Source organism: Veillonella parvula (assembly GCF_024461875.1).
GTDB classification, from domain to species: Bacteria; Bacillota; Negativicutes; order Veillonellales; family Veillonellaceae; genus Veillonella; species Veillonella parvula_I.
Window position 1 is genome coordinate 224,877 of record NZ_JANGAL010000003.1, and the last position, 17,367, is coordinate 242,243.

A 17,367-nucleotide genomic window follows, 5' to 3' on the forward strand; every position below is an offset into this window, starting at 1 on the left:
ATGGTTATATCCTATCATGGATGAAGGGGATTTGTATATGATAAAAGCATATCAGTTAGCTATAGATTAAAACTATGGTGAAATTCTAGCTCATTTATAATACAATTCAATATAATATATTGATTAATGTGTTATATTGAATGTGTGATCGCTAGGTAGTAAATTTATATTTTAAATATTTTTGTATAATTCTAATATGGATTCATATATCTATATGTCGGATTAATGGAGGATGTATGTATAATTTTGATTTTTATAACCCTACACATATCGTATTTGGTAAAGACCGTTTAGATGAATTAGATACATTGGTACCAAAGGATGCAAAGGTGCTCATTACTTATGGTGGTGGCTCCGCTGTGCACAGTGGTCTTATTGATCGCATTGTGAAAGCTCTTGGTAACCGCAAGGTTGAGCAGTTTGGTGGTATTGAGCCAAACCCATCTCTTGAAACTTGTGAACGTGCGGTAGCTTTCATTAAAGAACATGGCGTAGATTTCGTTCTCGCTGTAGGCGGCGGTTCTGTAGTAGATGCTACAAAACTTATCGTTATGGGTGCTACCTATGATGGTCCCGTTATTGAGGTAATGAAAGTTGGTGTGCCAGAGGTTCCGGTAGACATGGTACCAAATCCATTACCATTTGGCACAGTTATGACACTACCTGCAACTGGTTCCGAAATGAACAATGGTGCAGTTATTACTTATGGTGACGGTAAATACCCTGTATTCAGTAGCTTAGTATTCCCTAAGTTCTCCATGCTTGATCCAACATTGACTTTCACCTTGCCTGAAAGACAAGTTAAGAATGGCGTTATCGATACCTTTGTGCATACCACAGAGCAGTATTTAACATACCCTGTAGAAGGTCGTATTCAAGATCGTTTCAGCGAAGGTATTTTAAAAACTATGATTGAAATCGGCAAAGAAACAGTAGAAAATCCAGAAAACTACGATATTCGTGCTAACCACGTGTGGGCCTCTACATTGGCATTAAATGGTTTAATTGGTGCCGGCGTGCCACAAGACTGGGCAACTCATCTGATTGGCCATGAGTTAACTGCGGCGTACCATCTTGACCATGGTATTACATTGGCTATCGTATTACCTGCATTGTTAGAAGTGAAAAAAGCAGACAAACTTGAAAAATTGTCACAATATGCTACACGGGTATGGCATATTACAGAAGGTACAAACGAAGAAAAAGCGGACAAGGCTATCGCTAAAACTCGTGAATTCTTCGAGTCCCTTGGCGTATCTACGCATTTGAAAGACTATGGTCTTGGTGAAGAAGCAGTTGATAAAATTGTGAAACAATTAGAGGACCATGGCATGACACAACTTGGTGAAAATGGTGATGTAACACCAGAAGTAGCTCGCGAGATTTTAATGCGTGCCTTATAATTAAGGGGATTAACAGTGTAAACTTGTATGATATGGAAAGGAGGCGCTCCCTATAAATAAAATAAAAAATAGAAGTGCATTTTCTTTTGCACTTCCTATTATGATTCCCATGGGGCTTAGTTTCCTCTTTCTTGGAGTAGGCTTTGGTTTGTATGCTACCAGTCAAGGGTTTCCTTGGTGGACCGCTCCTGTTTTAGCTAGTACCATATTTGCAGGCTCCATGGAGTTCGTAACTATTGGGCTGTTAATGGCAGGCTTTGATCCAGTGAATACTTTTATGTTGACCTTGTTTGTCAATGGGCGTCATTTCTTCTATGGTCTATCTGCACTACAGCGATATGTGCATATGGGATGGAAGTGGTTTCCTACAGTTGCGTGGATGTGTGATGAAAGTTTTGCAATTAATGTATCTACGAAGTTACCCGATGATGTAGATGAAAAATGGTTCTACTTCCATGTATCGTGGCTTAATTATATCTTCTGGGTTGTGAGTACTCTTGTAGGGGGATTGTTCGGCGATTTATTAGCATCTGTAGATTTGCGAGGTATTGGTTTTGTATTACCTGGCTTATTTATTGTTATATTCCTTGAAATGTTATTTAATGCTAAAAGTAATAATATTCGAGGCTTAGGTGCTGTTGGAGCCGTTGTAGCCCTAGCAATGCTTCTATTAACGGGAAAATCCTTATTTATGCTTGCTTCTATGGGGTGTATGCTCGTAGTATGTTATATAGCGTATAAGTGGGGAGGTGTACATCTTGACTAGTTTTGAAATAGTCATTACCGTTGCCATTGTTGTAGCGGGCACATTACTTACACGTTTCTCTGCTTTTCTTATTTTCCCACCTGGTAGGAAGGCCCCAGATTTTGTACAGTATTTAGGCAAGGCATTACCTGCAGCTGTTATGGGGATGCTTGTTGTGTATACCTTTAAAGATACAATTGTGCTTTCTTATCCATATGGAGTACCGGAACTTATCGCTTTATTAGTGACCGTTGCCATGCATGTATGGAAACGAAATATGTTCATGTCTATTGGAGCAGGCACTGTAGTATATATGATACTTGTTCAAGCCGTATTTAATGTACCTAAATAGAATAAAGCACACTAAAATAAACCACTTATATCTATTCCTAAATTAGATATAAGTGGTTTTGTTATTTATGTACTGTTTTATTTATTGAGACAGCGTAGTTGTAATATTTATTTTAACTATTGCCAATTATAAATAAATGTTAGTATATTCTATTTAAGTTGTAATAGTCTTTCAAGACCTGGTGCAGTATGATGGTCTTCCAAGAAGTCTTGTTGGTCTAATAATTCCATAACGTCCATGTCGATGTTAGTTAATTTGAAATCGAATACATCAAAGTTAGCTTCCATATGGCTCACGTTATTTGCCTTTGGCAATGGAATGATGCCGCGTTGGATGTGCCAACGCAAGATGATTTGATGTTTTGAAACACCGTATTTTTCCGCCAAGCTTTTGATGATTGGATGGTCAAAAATTGGTTGGCGGTCACGGGTAAATGGAGACCATGCCATACCTACAACTTGATGCTTTCTCATCAATTGTAAGAGGGAGTGACGTTGGTTGAACGGGTGGCATTCGATTTGGTTGACCACCGGTTTTACATTGCAGTGGTACAACAAGTCAATGAGGCGATCCTCGTAGAAGTTAGATAGGCCTAACCCACGAAGTACATTTTGATTGTATAATTCTTCCATGGCGCGCCAAGAACCGTAGTAATCACCCAGTGGTTGATGTACCAGCATGATGTCAATATAGTTGGTATCTAATTTCTTTAAGGAACTTTCAATAGCACGCATCGTATTATCGTAGCCTGCATCAGTGTGCCAGATTTTAGTAGTGATGATTATATCTGTTCGTTTAATACCAGATGCTCTGATTCCTTTAGCCACGGCTTCTTCATTGCCATAATAGGCGGCCGTATCGAGTAAACGATAGCCTACGCTAAGTGCATTGGCAACAGCTTGTTCAGTCTCTCCTTCGGTACCTGTTTTATAGGTACCATAACCGATGGAGGGAATGAAGCTACCATTATTTAAAATCCTAAAGTCCATCCGTTCTTCCATGAGAACCTCCGTTATATCCATAAATTAAAGGAATTAGCTTTCATACAATTCTAACTGATTTTATGATATACTAAGGTATTGATAAAAATCAATATGATAGGAAGTGACAGAATGCAAATAAATCGTTTTTGCTCTGTAATTGCTATCCTTGGCGTTATGATTATGACACTCGCTATTGCGGGATGTGGTACGAAAACCGTATCCGTCGCAGAGGTAACGTACAAGGATATGCCGTTGCAGATTCATAATGATGCCAATGTAACGGCCCTTAATAAGGCGACGATAACGCCGACCTTGACGGGGCAGGTCGTGTATGCCGTGAAAGTAGGCGATCAAGTACAGCAAGGTCAAACTGTGGCAACTGTAGATACATCGGCTTTACAACAACAGCTAGCATCCTTGCAAGGACAATTAGCGCAAGCCCAATCACAATCATATGCCACAGCTGTGACGACTACGACTGCAGCATCTATAGACAGTACTCAACTGGAACAGGCTCAACGCATGCGTGAAGCGGGCATAATCACACAAAAAGAATATGATCGTATTTTGGAACGATCTCAACCACAAACTACAACAGTTACAACCGGTGGTGGCGGAGGCATCAATACGGCGGCCATTGAGGCACAAATTGCTCAAGTATCAGCACAGATGGCAGCTTCTACAATCGTGGCTCCTATAGCAGGTACGGTGACATCTATTTATAACGAAGACCGTCAAATGGCGATTGCAGACCGTCCATTTATGATGATTCAGCAATCCACGCCGATGGTAGCATCCCTCAGCATTCCTCGTGATGCGGCTATGAAGTTAGGTACATCTGAAGCCAAGAATGGTATGAAGGTACTTCTCAAGGTGGGGGACCAAGAAATACCGGGGGAATTGACTTACGTAGATATTACTCAGCCTGAAAATGTGCCAAGTGTTCTTGTGAAAGCCACTTTCAATAATGAGAAAGGCCTAATCAAGGCTGGTGAATTCTATACACTCGTTATTGAATCTAATGTGAAAGCCAAGATGCTGACCGTTCCAACTAAGGCGGTTCGGGAAAATCAAGATGGGAAATATGTATATGTATTGACTGAGAATAATACAGTTGATGTACGTGTTGTTGAGGTAGGCATTACTGAAAGCGATGACGTAGCCATTATTTCTGGCTTAAACGAAGGTGATAAGGTTATTACGACGGATGGCACCTTTGTGTTAGGTGAATCTGTAAAACTGTAATTATGAGACCTAAGATTTTAGTACTAGATTGTTAGGATTATGTTTAAATGTGATGGAATCAAAACTTTCACAGATTGTGAAAGTAACCTCAAAAGAGGAATCTGATAGGAGGGATTATTATTTTAGAATTTAAACGTTTTGAATTGAGAGATAAACCATTAATCGACAAATATTTTGAACAACATCATTATGAAGCATCCGATAATTGCTTTACTACATTGTTTATGTGGCAAGATCCGTACGGTATTCGCTGGGCTGAAGAAAATGGCGTATTGTACATCCAAGGTGGTGGCAAGCGTGAGCCATTCCTTTTACCTCCATTTGCTGGTAAAGATGCAAAGTTCCTTGATGGCTTGTTGCGTGCTAAAGAATGGTTCGTAGAAAATAAATTGCCGTTCCGATTTAAAGGCGTTAGCAAAGATGTAAAAGAACGCATGGAAGACCTATGTCCTGGTCGCTATGCATTTACACCTGACCGTGACAATTACGAATATATTTACAAGTCCGAAGATCTTATCAACTTGTCTGGTAAGAAATTCCGTCAAAAGAAAAACCATTTAAACCAATTCCGCATGCAATATTCTAACTATGAATATGTGCCAATTACAGATGATATCATCCCATTATGTCGTGAAACGGCAGCATCTTGGGTAGAAACGCATCATGAAGAAGGTATCGAAGATGAATTGGTAGCCATCAATTTGTTGTTTGATAACTGGGACGTGTTGGGTCTTAAAGGCGGTGCCATTAAATTATTCGGCCGTGTTGAGGCTTTTAGTATCGGTGAACTTATCAATGACAGAATTGCTTTGATTCACATTGAAAAAGCAAATCCAGATATTCGTGGTTTGTATCAAGCTATCAATAATGAATTCATTCGTCATGAATTTAGCGAAGTAGAATTCATCAACCGTGAAGAAGATATGGGCTTGCCTGGTCTTCGTCAAGCAAAAGAATCTTATAACCCAGATCATTTTGCTGAAAAATATGACGCAGTATATGCTAACGAAGCTGATAATGCGACAGGCGGTAAATAAAAATTTGAGCTATGAAGCCGATGTGCTCCATAGCTCATTTTGTTATAATAGAATTGTTAGCCTATCTATTTGAATGTAACTATCGTATCATCATAGCGATATGGCGATATGGCGATATGGCGATATGGCGATATGGCGATATGGCGATGCGATGTGCTTAGATTAGATATTATACGCTGTGAAACGACAGATAGATAATGGCTCTTATGATATAACGAGGATATAAATATGGAATTTAGAATTGCAACGGCTCAAGATACGCCTCATGTGGAGAATTTATGGGCGTACTGCTTTGAACCTAAGGAAGATCCATTCTTCCAATATTATTTTACAAATTGCTATGAACCAGAGAATACAATGGTCGGGTTAGAACAGGGCCAATTGTTGAGCACCGTTCATTTGCGTCAATACAATCTTAATGTACGTGGTGCCGTATTGCCTACGAGCTATATGGTAGGCGTTGCAACGCATCCAGCAGCCCGCCGTGGTGGTGTAGGCGGTGCACTGTTAACTGCTGCACTAGAGGAGCTTCGTAAACGCGGTCAAGCTATGACGATTTTGATGCCATCCAAGGCGGCGTTCTATCAGCAATATGGTTGGGAGCTTTATGCTCATCAATGGGTGAACACCATGTCGCTAGAAGACTTGCGCCCTATGACAGATAAAACGTTGAGCTTTGGCTTGCTAAATAGCGTAGATCAATGGACTTTGTTAGATCCAGTATATAAAACCTATACGGCTCGTCTTTCCGGCTACGCAGAGCGCGGTGAAAAGGAATGGAAACGATTATTAGGCAGCTTCTTTGCAGAAGGCGTAAACATTGCTGTAGTGCGCAACGATGATAACGTCATTGAAGGCTATGCAGTGTATCGTTTAGGTCAGCCTGAAATTCCTGTTTCTGAATTGGTTTACACGACACGCCGTGCACAACGTGCATTATTGAACTACTTCTATAATCACCGTTCTCAAGGCACTTCTATCCGTTGGAATGAAGGCCTTCATGATACATACTATCGCTTCTATCCTGATGGTAGAACTGGTCACGCTACAATGCCGTATATGATGAGTCGTATTGTAGATGTAAAAGCTGCTTTTGAAGCGATTCCTGTAAATCCAGAGGCATTGATGATGCCTATAACAATGACCTTTGCTGTAAAAGATGGGCTTTGCAGTTGGAACGAAGGTCGCTATGAAGTACAATATGGCGGTGCATTAACTCCATCCGTTAAAAAGATTTCTGATACATTGGATGGCGAAGCGGATGTTACCTTTGAAGTTGGTGCATTGAGCCAGTTATTAATGGGCACACTTACGGATCGAGACCTTGCTTTTGAAGGGAAACTATTAGTAAGCGAAGAATGGTTAGACTATTTCGATATTCTCTATCCTGAACAAAAAACATATATTAACGAATGGTGGTAATATGAGCTGGAAAACGTATACGGTGAAAGAACCGACTGAGTTGACGGTTTCTAAATATGTAAAGGAACGATTTTCCTTATCCTCTCGGGATATCCAAATGATGTTTCGCAAGAAACGGGTAAAAGTTAATAGCTGTGTGGCTCATTCGCAGCGAGCACTTAAAAAGGGTGATGTATTAACCTTGGAGTTACCACAAGATAAGGATTATGGGGTTGATGTAGAAAAGGGACCGATTACAGTTCTCTATGAAGATGCGCATACGTTAGTTGTAAATAAGGATCCCTTTATGCTCGTTCATCCTGCAGGGCAAACGAAGTCTTGTACATTGAGTAACTATGTGGCAGGGTATTATGCGAAGAAAAACGTAGTTCATAAGGTTCGACCTGTGCACCGCCTCGACCGAGATACATCGGGGTGCATTCTCTTTGGTAAAACAAAAGAAGCACAACAATACTATACGGATGAGCTACAAGCAGGTCGTATCGACCGCATTTATACAGGCCTTGTAGAAGGGCGTATTGATGCGGATGGTATGGTAGATGCGCCTATCGGGGTCGATCCAGTATTTGATAATCGCCGCGTTATCGATGAATTTGGGCAGCCTGCTCAAACAGAATATATTGTTCTTAATCATGAGGGAGACAATACTCTGTTACGTTTTAAGTTATTGACTGGTAGAACTCATCAAATTCGCGTACACATGGAACACATTGGACATCCTATTGTTGGTGATGCTATGTATGGTACGCGCAATAAGCCCTATACACGCCAATGTTTACATGCATCGGAGCTAACTTTCGTGCCGTATGGTAAGGACAAAGCTATTACGGTTACCTGTGATGTAGGGGATAATTTTGGTCGAGAATAATAACTGTAGATTTTACTACTCTAAATAATAAGCCCATCATATCTATCGGACGAGATGCTTATTTTCCCTGTATCCTTGTATACAAAAAACAATAGTGATAAAAACTCATAGTCTATGCATGAAAAGCATAGACTATGTTTTTTTTATATTTTCAATTCACAGTGGACAGGAGTATACTGTGTATAGACATAAAATTCTATAGAATGTTAAATTGATAATTTTATAGAGAAATAGTTTGTTAGTTATACTTTTACCAAGACCGAACGGAACGATGCCGCAGTGCTTGGAATAATCAAGTGATATGAAGGAGTGCACGTTATGGATATGAAGCAAAGCACAATAGAGCAACAACGTCTAGATCAAGCTAGACTCGAAGCCAATGGCATGTATAGCAGCCAATTTGAAAAGGATGCGTGTGGCATGGGTTTTGTTGTTAATATTAAGGGAAAAAAATCTCATGATATTATCGACGATGGTTTGCGTATTTTGGAGCGCCTTGAACATCGTGGTGGTGCTGGTGCCGATAAGGACACAGGTGATGGTGCCGGTATTTTGGTACAAATTCCGCACGAGTTCTTTAAGCGTGAATGCGAAGTGCTTGGTATCAACCTACCTGCAGCTGGTGAGTATGGCGTAGGTATGGTATTTGCTCATAAATATGAAAGTCTCCGTAACGAGCAGAAGCGAATTCTTGAAGAGGTCGTACGCGAAGAGGGCCAGGTTGTTCTCGGCTGGCGTGAAGTACCGGTAGATGGCACAAAGGTCGGTAAAGAGGCTGCGGCGATTCGCCCTTGGATGATTCAAATCCTCATCGGCAAAGGCCCCGATGTAACTAACAATAAGGAATTTGAACGTAAACTATATATCATCCGTAAATTGGCGGAAAAACGCATCATTCCATTGAGCAAGGAATTATCCAGCGATTTTTATATCGCATCTTTGTCTTCTAAAACAATCGTATATAAAGGTATGCTAACACCTGGTCAATTGCGTGACTTCTACCTTGATTTGAGCGATCTTGACTTTACCTCTGCGTTGGCAATGGTTCACTCCCGTTTCAGTACGAATACATTCCCAAGTTGGGCTCGGGCACATCCTAACCGTTTCTTAGTTCATAATGGTGAAATCAACACTATCCGCGGTAATGTAAACTGGATTAATGCTCGTGAAGGTAAAGCGGAATCTCCATTGTTCCCAGATATCAAAAAGGTATTCCCTGTAGTAGATGATAGCGGTTCTGACTCTGCTATGTTTGATAACACATTGGAATTCTTGCATATGACAGGTCGCTCCTTGCCTCATGCGATTATGATGATGATTCCTGAACCTTGGGAACGCAATAATCTCATGAGCCAAGAAAAACATGATTTCTATGAGTTCAATAGCTTTATGATGGAACCATGGGATGGTCCTGCGGCTATGGGATTTACGGATGGTACAGTTATCGGCGGTGTCCTTGACCGCAACGGTTTACGTCCTGCTCGTTACTATGTGACAACAGATGACCGCGTTATTATGGCTTCCGAGGTTGGCGTTGTAAACGAAAATGCTGAAAACATACGCGCTAAAGGCCGTTTAGAACCAGGTAAAATGCTGCTCATCGATACAGAGGAGCAACGTATCATCTCCGATGAAGAAATCAAACATCGCGTCGCTACTGAATTACCATACAATGAATGGGTAAAGGAACACGTTATTCATTTGTCTGAAATTACGCAAGCCGATGAAAGTACAATTCCAAAAGTAGATGATTTATTTAAAGAACAACAAGCTTTTGGTTATACCCAAGAAGACCTTGTGCGCATGATCGTGCCTATGGCAAAAGATGGTAAAGACCCTGTAGGTGCTATGGGTGCCGATGCACCTTTAGCTATCTTGTCCGATAAACCACAATTGCTATATAGCTACTTCAAGCAAATGTTTGCGCAAGTAACAAATCCTCCTATCGACTCTATCCGTGAGGAGATGGTTACATCTACACGGGTTATGCTTGGTAACTCTGGTAATCTAACAGAGCCTAACAAAGCAGGAACCTATGCGCTGTCTATGCGCACACCAATCCTTACGAACCAAGAGTTGGCGTCCATCAAAGCTCTTGATTGTCGTCGCATGAAATCCGTAACCTTGCCAATTCTCTTCGATCCTACTAAGGGTGCTGAAGGCTTGCGCGATGCGCTAAATGATTTATGCGAAAAGGCAGAAGAAGCAGCTCGTACAGATCAAAATGTGTTGATCTTATCCGACCGCGGTGTCGATGAAAATCATGCACCAATTCCAGCGTTGTTGGCTGTAGCTGCTGTTCACAATCACTTGATTAACAAAGTGTTGCGTACAGAAATTGGCCTCATCCTTGAATCTGGTGAACCACGCGAAGTTCATCACTTCTGTACATTAATCGGTTATGGTGTAACAGCTATCAACCCATACTTGGCGCTTGAAACTGTACGCGATTTACAAGCTCGTAAACGTCTTGGCGATATTACGCCAGAACAGGCAGAAAAGAACTACATCAAGGCCGCTGTAGGTGGTATTATGAAGGTCATGTCCAAAATGGGTATTTCTACAGTTCGTTCCTACCACGGTGCACAAATCTTTGAAGCGTTGGGCTTGAATACTAACTTTATTAACAAGTTCTTCGTAAATACACCAACACGTATTGGCGGCATTGGTCTTGGTGGTGTAGCACATGAAGCATTAGCTCGTTTTGAACGGGCTTTCAAATCCGATGAAACAGTACTCGAACCAGGCGGTTGGTATGGTCCAGTAAAAGATGGGGAAGAGCATCTATTCAATCCTAAGACTATCGATCTTTTACAAGCATCCCTTATCGAAAAGGATTATGCAAAATATAAAGAATACTCCAAAGCGATTCGCAACGATTACCATGTTACATTGCGTTCTTTGATGGAATTGAACTATCCTGTAGGCGGTGGTATTCCTATCGAAGAGGTTGAACCGGAAGAGTCTATCGTAAAACGCTTTAAAGCGGGAGCTATGAGTTACGGTGCCATCAGTAAAGAAGCACATGAAGCCATTGCTATCGCTATGAATCGTCTTGGCTCCACATCCAACTCTGGTGAAGGCGGCGAAGATGTAGAGCGTTTTAAACCATTGCCAAACGGCGATAGCATGAACTCCGAAGTAAAACAGATTGCATCTGGTCGTTTTGGGGTAACCGCAAACTACCTCATTCATGCAAAAGAATTGCAAATCAAATGTGCTCAAGGCGCTAAGCCAGGTGAAGGAGGTCAATTACCAGGTAAAAAGGTATATCCTGAAATTGCCAAGGCTCGTCACTCCACTCCAGGCGTTGAGCTCGTATCTCCACCACCGCATCATGATATTTACTCCATTGAAGACTTGGCAGAGTTGATTTACGACTTGAAATGTGTAAACAAAGATGCGCGTATTTCCGTTAAATTGACATCTGAAGCAGGCGTCGGCACGATTGCTGCTGGTGTTGCAAAAGCGAAAGCAGATAACATTTTGATTTCTGGATATGATGGTGGTACAGGTGCAGCAGGTCGCACGTCTGTAAAACATGCAGGTGTACCTTGGGAACTTGGTCTTTCTGAAACTCATCAAACCTTGATGCTCAACAGATTACGTGACCGTGTTCAATTAGAAGTAGACTCCAAGTTGATGACAGGATTCGATGTAGCTGTGGCAGCTATGCTCGGTGCTGAGTTATTTGGCTTTGGCACATTGCCTCTCGTAGCAGTAGGCTGTAAAATGGCTCGTGTATGTAATCTTAATACATGTCCTTATGGTGTAGCTACACAAGACGAAAAATTGCGTGCTCGTTTCACAGGTAAGCCTGAATATGTTGAAAACTTGATGATTTTCATCGCACGTGAATTGCGTGAAATCATGGCTCGCCTAGGTATTCGCTCCGTAGCAGAACTCGTTGGGCGTATCGATCTTGTTCGTCAAAAATCGCAAGACGATAACTTCAAATTGTCCCGTGTTGACCTTAAACGTATATTGTTCCGTCCGTACATCGATGCCTCTGTAGGCCATATGCACACGATTGACCAAGATCACGAGTTGGAACGCACCTTGGATATGTCCAAGCTTTTGCGTATGTGCCGTCCTGCTATTGAGGACCAAAAACCGATTCGCGCTAAATTGGCTATCACTAATATCAACCGTGTTGTAGGTACCTTGGTTGGTTCTGAGGTGACTCGTCGTTATGGTGAAAGCGGTTTGCCAGATAACACAATCAAGTTGAACTTTGAAGGCTCTGCAGGCCAATCCTTTGGTGCTTTCATCCCTAAAGGCATGACCTTAGAACTCGAAGGGGATGCAAATGATTACCTCGGTAAAGGCTTGTCCGGCGGTACTATAACGGTGTACCCACCTAAGAAATCTATCTTTGAAGCGGATGAAAACATCCTAATTGGTAATGTCGCCTTCTATGGTGCAACCTCTGGTACATCCTACATCAACGGTGTAGCTGGTGAACGTTTTGCCGTTCGTAACAGTGGTATCACGGCTGTTGTGGAAGGTGTCGGCGACCATGGTTGTGAATACATGACCGGTGGCGAAGTGCTCGTACTCGGTAAAATCGGCCGTAACTTCGGAGCAGGTATGTCCGGTGGCTATGCGTACATCCTCGATTGCGATGAACGCTATGTAAATCCAGGTCTCGTAGAACTACGTCCTGCCAATAATGATGACCTTAAACGCATTAAAGAACTAGTAGAACAACATGTATTGCATACTAACTCCGCTAAAGGCCGTCACCTTTTAGAAAACTGGAATAACTTTGTAAACAGATTTACAAAGGTTGTACCTGTAGCATACGAGGAAATGCAAGCTGCTATTGAACGCTTTAAAGAACAAGGCTTGTCCTTGGAAGAAGCACAACTGGCTGCATTTAAAGAAAAATATGCATAATAATTTTTAATTTGATTGAATATCGTTTGGATAGGATATATGAAAAGCCTCTATAGCTTTGACTATAGAGGCTTTTTCATGTATAATATTTATATTGCAATATTGGATCATGGCAGTTCTCGGGCCTGTGCAATGGGGGCCTGTGAATCGTGTCAGGACTGAGAGGTAGCAGCACTAAGCGGTAACCTTCATGTGCCACGGGGAACCCGGGGGCTGTCGTGATCGAATATTGCAAGGCGGCCTGTGGGGCCGCTTTTTTTATGTCTAATTGATGGGCTCAAATGACTAGTATGAATTACTGATAAAACTCTATAAAATGAGTCAGATTTTCTTGAATATGGTATAATAAAGTATTATAAGTTTCGGAAAAAGGGGGTGTTCCAATGGCATATATTGCGCTATATCGTAAGTATCGTCCTCAGACATTTACCGATGTAGTTGGTCAGCATCAGGTGTCTGATACGTTGATGCGCGCTATCCGGGAGGATAAGGTAGCTCATGCCTATTTATTTGCCGGTCCTCGGGGGACTGGTAAGACGAGTATGGCGAAGATTTTTGCGCGCGCTATTAACTGTGAGCAGGGCCCAACGGATCACCCTTGCAACGAATGTAGTGCTTGTAAATCAATTTTGAGCGGCCAGTCCATGGATGTTCTTGAAATTGACGCCGCATCAAATCGCGGTATCGATGAGGTTCGTGATCTTCGTGAAAGCGTCAAATTTATGCCTGTTGAGGGGCGTAAAAAGGTGTTTATCATAGACGAAGCCCACATGCTCACTACAGAGGCGTGGAACGCGCTTTTAAAAACAATCGAAGAACCTCCTGCTCATGTGATGTTTATCTTTGCCACTACAGAAATTGAAAAATTGCCTGTTACTATCGTGTCTCGTTGTCAGCGCTATACTTTTAGACGCATTACTTCTGATGACATCGCACAACGGTTATCTTACGTAGCAGAAAAAGAAGGCTTTGGTCTTGATTCTGCGGCGGCTCAGCTCATCGCTGTTCATGCAGATGGTGGTTTGCGTGATGCCTTGAGTATTCTAGACCAATGTGCAGGTATGGCAACGGGCTCTATTACACCGCAAGTGGTGGAAGAGTTAATCGGTCTCGTAAGTAAGGAATGGATTATTCACTTCCTAGATGCTTTGCGCAACGGCGATGGCCCTAAAGTATTATCCTACGTTCACGATGCATTGGCGGAAGGTCGCGATGCGACGCAGATTATGGAAGCCCTCATTCAACATGTGCGTGCCTTGCTCGTTGGTAAGGTGGCTCCTGATGCGGATGAGCTCAAGGTATACGATGCCTTTAAGAATGAGTTCCTAGCTCAGGCCAATAGTGTTGATTTCAATGAACTTAACCAATATGTACGCAGTGCTCAATCCATCATGAATGATGCGAAACAAGTGGATAATCCAAGAACCATCATTGAAATGGGTCTACTTGTGCTTTGCGCTAAATTAGGCTCTGTTGATGAAAGCTTAGAAGACCGTGTATATGCTCTAGAAAGTACTGAGCGATCTGAACGAAATGATTTATTGAACCGCATGGCTCAATTGGAACAACGAGGCCCAGCGGCTCCTACACCAGCTTATGGTGCTAATGCATTTGGTCCACCTAGCGGCTATGCGAATAGCTTTGTTCCTGTAGATAATGGTGCTGTACAGAATACTTCCATGAGTAGTATTCAAAACACTGCTGGTGACACTGTGCCACCTCCAAGTAGTGTAGGCATGATACCACCGCCTGCGAATGTGGGTATGACTCCACCGACTGCGAGTGTAGGCATGACTCCACCACCGATGGGAGCACCAGGTAGTACACCGCCTCCGATGAATGGAGTGGGTATGGCTCCGCCACCAATGGGCGGCGTTGGCATGGTGCCACCGCCAAACAGTGGGGATACGGCTTCCCGAAAACCTACAAAAAACCAAGCTAAAGGTCGCGGTAAAAAAGGCATTAGTACACAGGCCATCATTAGTGACCAAATCCTGTCTGCTCAAGAGTATCGCAATGTACAATCCAATGTCATTAAATACTTGAAGGATAGTAATCGCAATATGACTTCTACCGTTATCGGTCAAGGTCAGCTAGTGTATGTAGACCAAAGCAAGGCGGTCATGGCCTTTAAAAATACATTACATCTCAATGTAATGACCAATGAAGTGAACTTGGCGGAAGCGGTTGATGCTTTCACCTATACACTGGGCTATGCAGTACACGTAGAAATCGTGGATGCCCTCACGCAAGTTTATAAAGACTATAAAAAGGCTGCTGGTAGCACCACACAACGCCAAGTAAAAGCACCCCAACGACCACAAGAACCGATGGTTGACGTAAAGACGACCTCTGGTGGGCAACCGACACAAATGGATTTAACCAATGATCCTCAAGAGAGTAAGCCTGATTCTGCAGCCGTGGACGCGGCTAAGGCTGCGGCTATGGCATTCTTAGCCAAGAAAACCGGCGGTGCTGTTGCAAATACAGCAGTTAGTGATAGTGCGAATACGACTACAATAACTGCATCAGAAACTGCAGTAGGAGCTGATGTAGAAACAGAGCCAGCATTCGGTGGTGATGTGCCGATTACAACTTTTGATGGCAGTCCATCTAATCAGGTCCCCGATGGTGAGATTCCTATTGAGTCTCTAGCGGGTTCTATTGAAGGGGATGATATTCCAGTTCATTCCTTTGATGATGTGCCTATAGATGATATGGAGGATTCTTATGTATCATCCTTAGATGATATGCCGCCACATCCATTAGATAGTGTGACTGTTATCAGCGAGGATGGTGAAGTGTTAGAGCGCCCTATGGATAGCGGTGCACATATCGAGGTTGAAGCTGTCCCAAAGTCTGATGGGGGTGAACCTCATGAGGAAACCCTGCATCAAAGTGATGACAAAGTTATGCTTTCATCAGCACCTATTGAAGTAGAGGCTATCGATAGTGTTACGGTGGCTCGAGAATACGCCTGGGATCCAGAGCATATGACAGAAGAGGAACGAAACAATCCTCTCTTGGCGGAAACATTAGAAAAATTATCTGAAGACCATGACATCATAGTCGAGGTTATCGAAGAATAGATAAAAAAGCAATTATTATATAATGACCTTTGGCCTTAGGGCTATTAGGGGCCACATATGTTATAAACCTATGTCATATAGTATTAATGATATGGACTTAGAATATTAGTATAGGACGATGTCCTAAAAGGAGGAAATACAATGTTTGGTAAAGGTATGGGCAATATGACTGGCATGATGAAAAAAGTTCAAAAAATGCAAGCAGATATGAAGAAAATGCAAGAAGAGTTAAAAACTCGTACTGTAGAAGCTTCCGTAGGTGGCGGTGCCGTAACTGTTGTGATGAATGGCGAAAAAATCATCGAATCTTTGAAATTGAATCCTACAGCTGTTGATCCTGAAGATGTAGAAATGTTAGAGGATCTAGTAATGGCTGCGGTAAACGAAGCTAGCAAAAAAGTAGACGACCTCTTGGCTCAAGAAATGGGCAAAGTGACTGGTGGTCTAAACTTGCCAACAGGTTTATTCTAAATGACAAACGCTTTAGAACGGCTCGTAGAACAGCTGCGCCGCTTGCCTGGCATCGGCTCCAAGTCGGCTAGACGCTTGGCTTATCATTTGGTAGAAATGCCGAAGGAAGAGGTAGACCGCCTCGTGGAAACTATCGTAGAAGCGAAGGGGGCTACGCGTCACTGTTCTATTTGCTTTAACTTATCAGCTCAAGATCCTTGCGAATTCTGTAGCAATCCAAATCGCGACCAAACGACGATTATGGTTGTTGAAACATCTCGCGATGTGATTGCTATCGAGCGCAGTGGTGATTATAAGGGCTTGTATCATGTATTGGAAGGCGCTTTATCCCCTATGGAGGGCATCGGTGCCGATGATATTCGCGTAAAAGAATTGATTGCACGCCTTCGTGATGGTGTTGTACAAGAGGTGATCCTCGCGACAGACCCAGATATCGAAGGGGAAGCAACAGCTCTGTATTTGGCGCGCTTATTAACTCCAAGTGGCATCAAGGTAACGCGCATTGCCCGCGGTGTTCCTGTGGGTGGAGATATCGAATATGCCGATGAATTAACGCTAGGCGGTGCCGTAGTGAACCGTCAAGAAATGAAAGGATAGTAGTATGGGAGCTTTATTAGCATCACCGATTATATCGGCGGTTATTTCCATTGCTGTAGCCTACATTGCTTTCAAAGTAGCATTTTTCACCATTAAACGGGTGGCTATGAATGTTGTGATTGGTGGGTTAACCTACTGGGTATGCGTTCATATACTTAATATTCCAATGGATATTGGGGTGGGTATTTGGGCATTAACAGCAATTTTAGGCCCTATTCCTATGGTCTTAGCTGCTATATATTACGGCATTAAATAA

General features: G+C 42.4%; 13 protein-coding genes and 1 other RNA gene. 13 read left to right on the forward strand and 1 reads right to left on the reverse strand.

From position 1 onward, the window contains the following. The first annotated feature begins 236 nt into the window (after positions 1–236). The 3 genes from NE668_RS06850 (at position 237) to NE668_RS06860 (ending at position 2,500) form a co-directional block, all read left to right on the forward strand. Positions 237–1,403, forward strand: a complete 1,167-nt coding sequence (locus tag NE668_RS06850) for an iron-containing alcohol dehydrogenase (RefSeq protein WP_227037303.1) — start codon at positions 237–239, stop codon at positions 1,401–1,403. A gap of 100 nt (positions 1,404–1,503) precedes the next feature. After that, positions 1,504–2,169, forward strand: coding sequence for an AzlC family ABC transporter permease (locus tag NE668_RS06855; RefSeq protein WP_004694895.1), 666 nt, complete (start codon positions 1,504–1,506; stop codon positions 2,167–2,169). Next, a complete protein-coding gene (locus NE668_RS06860) occupies positions 2,162–2,500 on the forward strand; it encodes a branched-chain amino acid transporter permease (RefSeq protein ID WP_004694897.1) in 339 nt (112 codons plus the stop codon). The genes NE668_RS06855 and NE668_RS06860 overlap by 8 nt, the downstream gene beginning before the upstream one ends. Positions 2,501–2,649: 149 nt before the next feature. Here the strand turns inward: NE668_RS06860 and NE668_RS06865 are convergent, their stop codons facing one another. Further along, on the reverse strand, positions 2,650–3,501 hold the full coding sequence (locus NE668_RS06865) for an aldo/keto reductase (RefSeq protein ID WP_227037304.1): 852 nt from the start codon (positions 3,499–3,501) through the stop codon (positions 2,650–2,652). 111 nt (positions 3,502–3,612) lie between these two features. Here NE668_RS06865 and NE668_RS06870 point away from each other — a divergent pair, with 111 nt between their 5' ends. The 10 genes from NE668_RS06870 to NE668_RS06915 all read left to right on the forward strand — a co-directional run bounded on the left by NE668_RS06870 (position 3,613) and on the right by NE668_RS06915 (position 17,367). After that, complete coding sequence (locus NE668_RS06870) at positions 3,613–4,728, forward strand: efflux RND transporter periplasmic adaptor subunit (protein WP_227037305.1); 1,116 nt, start codon at positions 3,613–3,615, stop codon at positions 4,726–4,728. A 101-nt stretch (positions 4,729–4,829) separates the two neighbouring features. Further along, positions 4,830–5,765, forward strand: a complete 936-nt coding sequence (locus tag NE668_RS06875; RefSeq protein WP_369522338.1) for a DUF2156 domain-containing protein — start codon at positions 4,830–4,832, stop codon at positions 5,763–5,765. A 228-nt stretch (positions 5,766–5,993) separates the two neighbouring features. Next, a complete protein-coding gene (locus tag NE668_RS06880; protein WP_227037307.1) occupies positions 5,994–7,187 on the forward strand; it encodes a GNAT family N-acetyltransferase in 1,194 nt (397 codons plus the stop codon). A gap of 1 nt (position 7,188) precedes the next feature. Then, on the forward strand, positions 7,189–8,055 hold the full coding sequence (locus NE668_RS06885) for an RluA family pseudouridine synthase (RefSeq protein ID WP_195394740.1): 867 nt from the start codon (positions 7,189–7,191) through the stop codon (positions 8,053–8,055). Between the two features lie 318 nt (positions 8,056–8,373). Continuing rightward, positions 8,374–12,954 carry a glutamate synthase large subunit gene (gene gltB / locus NE668_RS06890; RefSeq protein WP_227037308.1) on the forward strand — a complete coding sequence of 1,527 codons (4,581 nt, stop codon included), beginning with the start codon at positions 8,374–8,376 and terminating at the stop codon, positions 12,952–12,954. A 116-nt stretch (positions 12,955–13,070) separates the two neighbouring features. Then, an RNA gene (gene ffs, locus NE668_RS06895) (signal recognition particle sRNA small type) lies at positions 13,071–13,170 on the forward strand. Between the two features lie 167 nt (positions 13,171–13,337). Then, entirely contained in the window at positions 13,338–16,043 is a 2,706-nt protein-coding gene (gene dnaX / locus NE668_RS06900) for a DNA polymerase III subunit gamma/tau (protein WP_227037309.1), read from the forward strand. Between the two features lie 141 nt (positions 16,044–16,184). After that, on the forward strand, positions 16,185–16,514 hold the full coding sequence (locus NE668_RS06905) for a YbaB/EbfC family nucleoid-associated protein (RefSeq protein ID WP_008714816.1): 330 nt from the start codon (positions 16,185–16,187) through the stop codon (positions 16,512–16,514). Continuing rightward, positions 16,515–17,111, forward strand: a complete 597-nt coding sequence (gene recR, locus NE668_RS06910) for a recombination mediator RecR (protein ID WP_008714818.1) — start codon at positions 16,515–16,517, stop codon at positions 17,109–17,111. 4 nt (positions 17,112–17,115) lie between these two features. Further along, entirely contained in the window at positions 17,116–17,367 is a 252-nt protein-coding gene (locus NE668_RS06915; protein ID WP_004694917.1) for a hypothetical protein, read from the forward strand.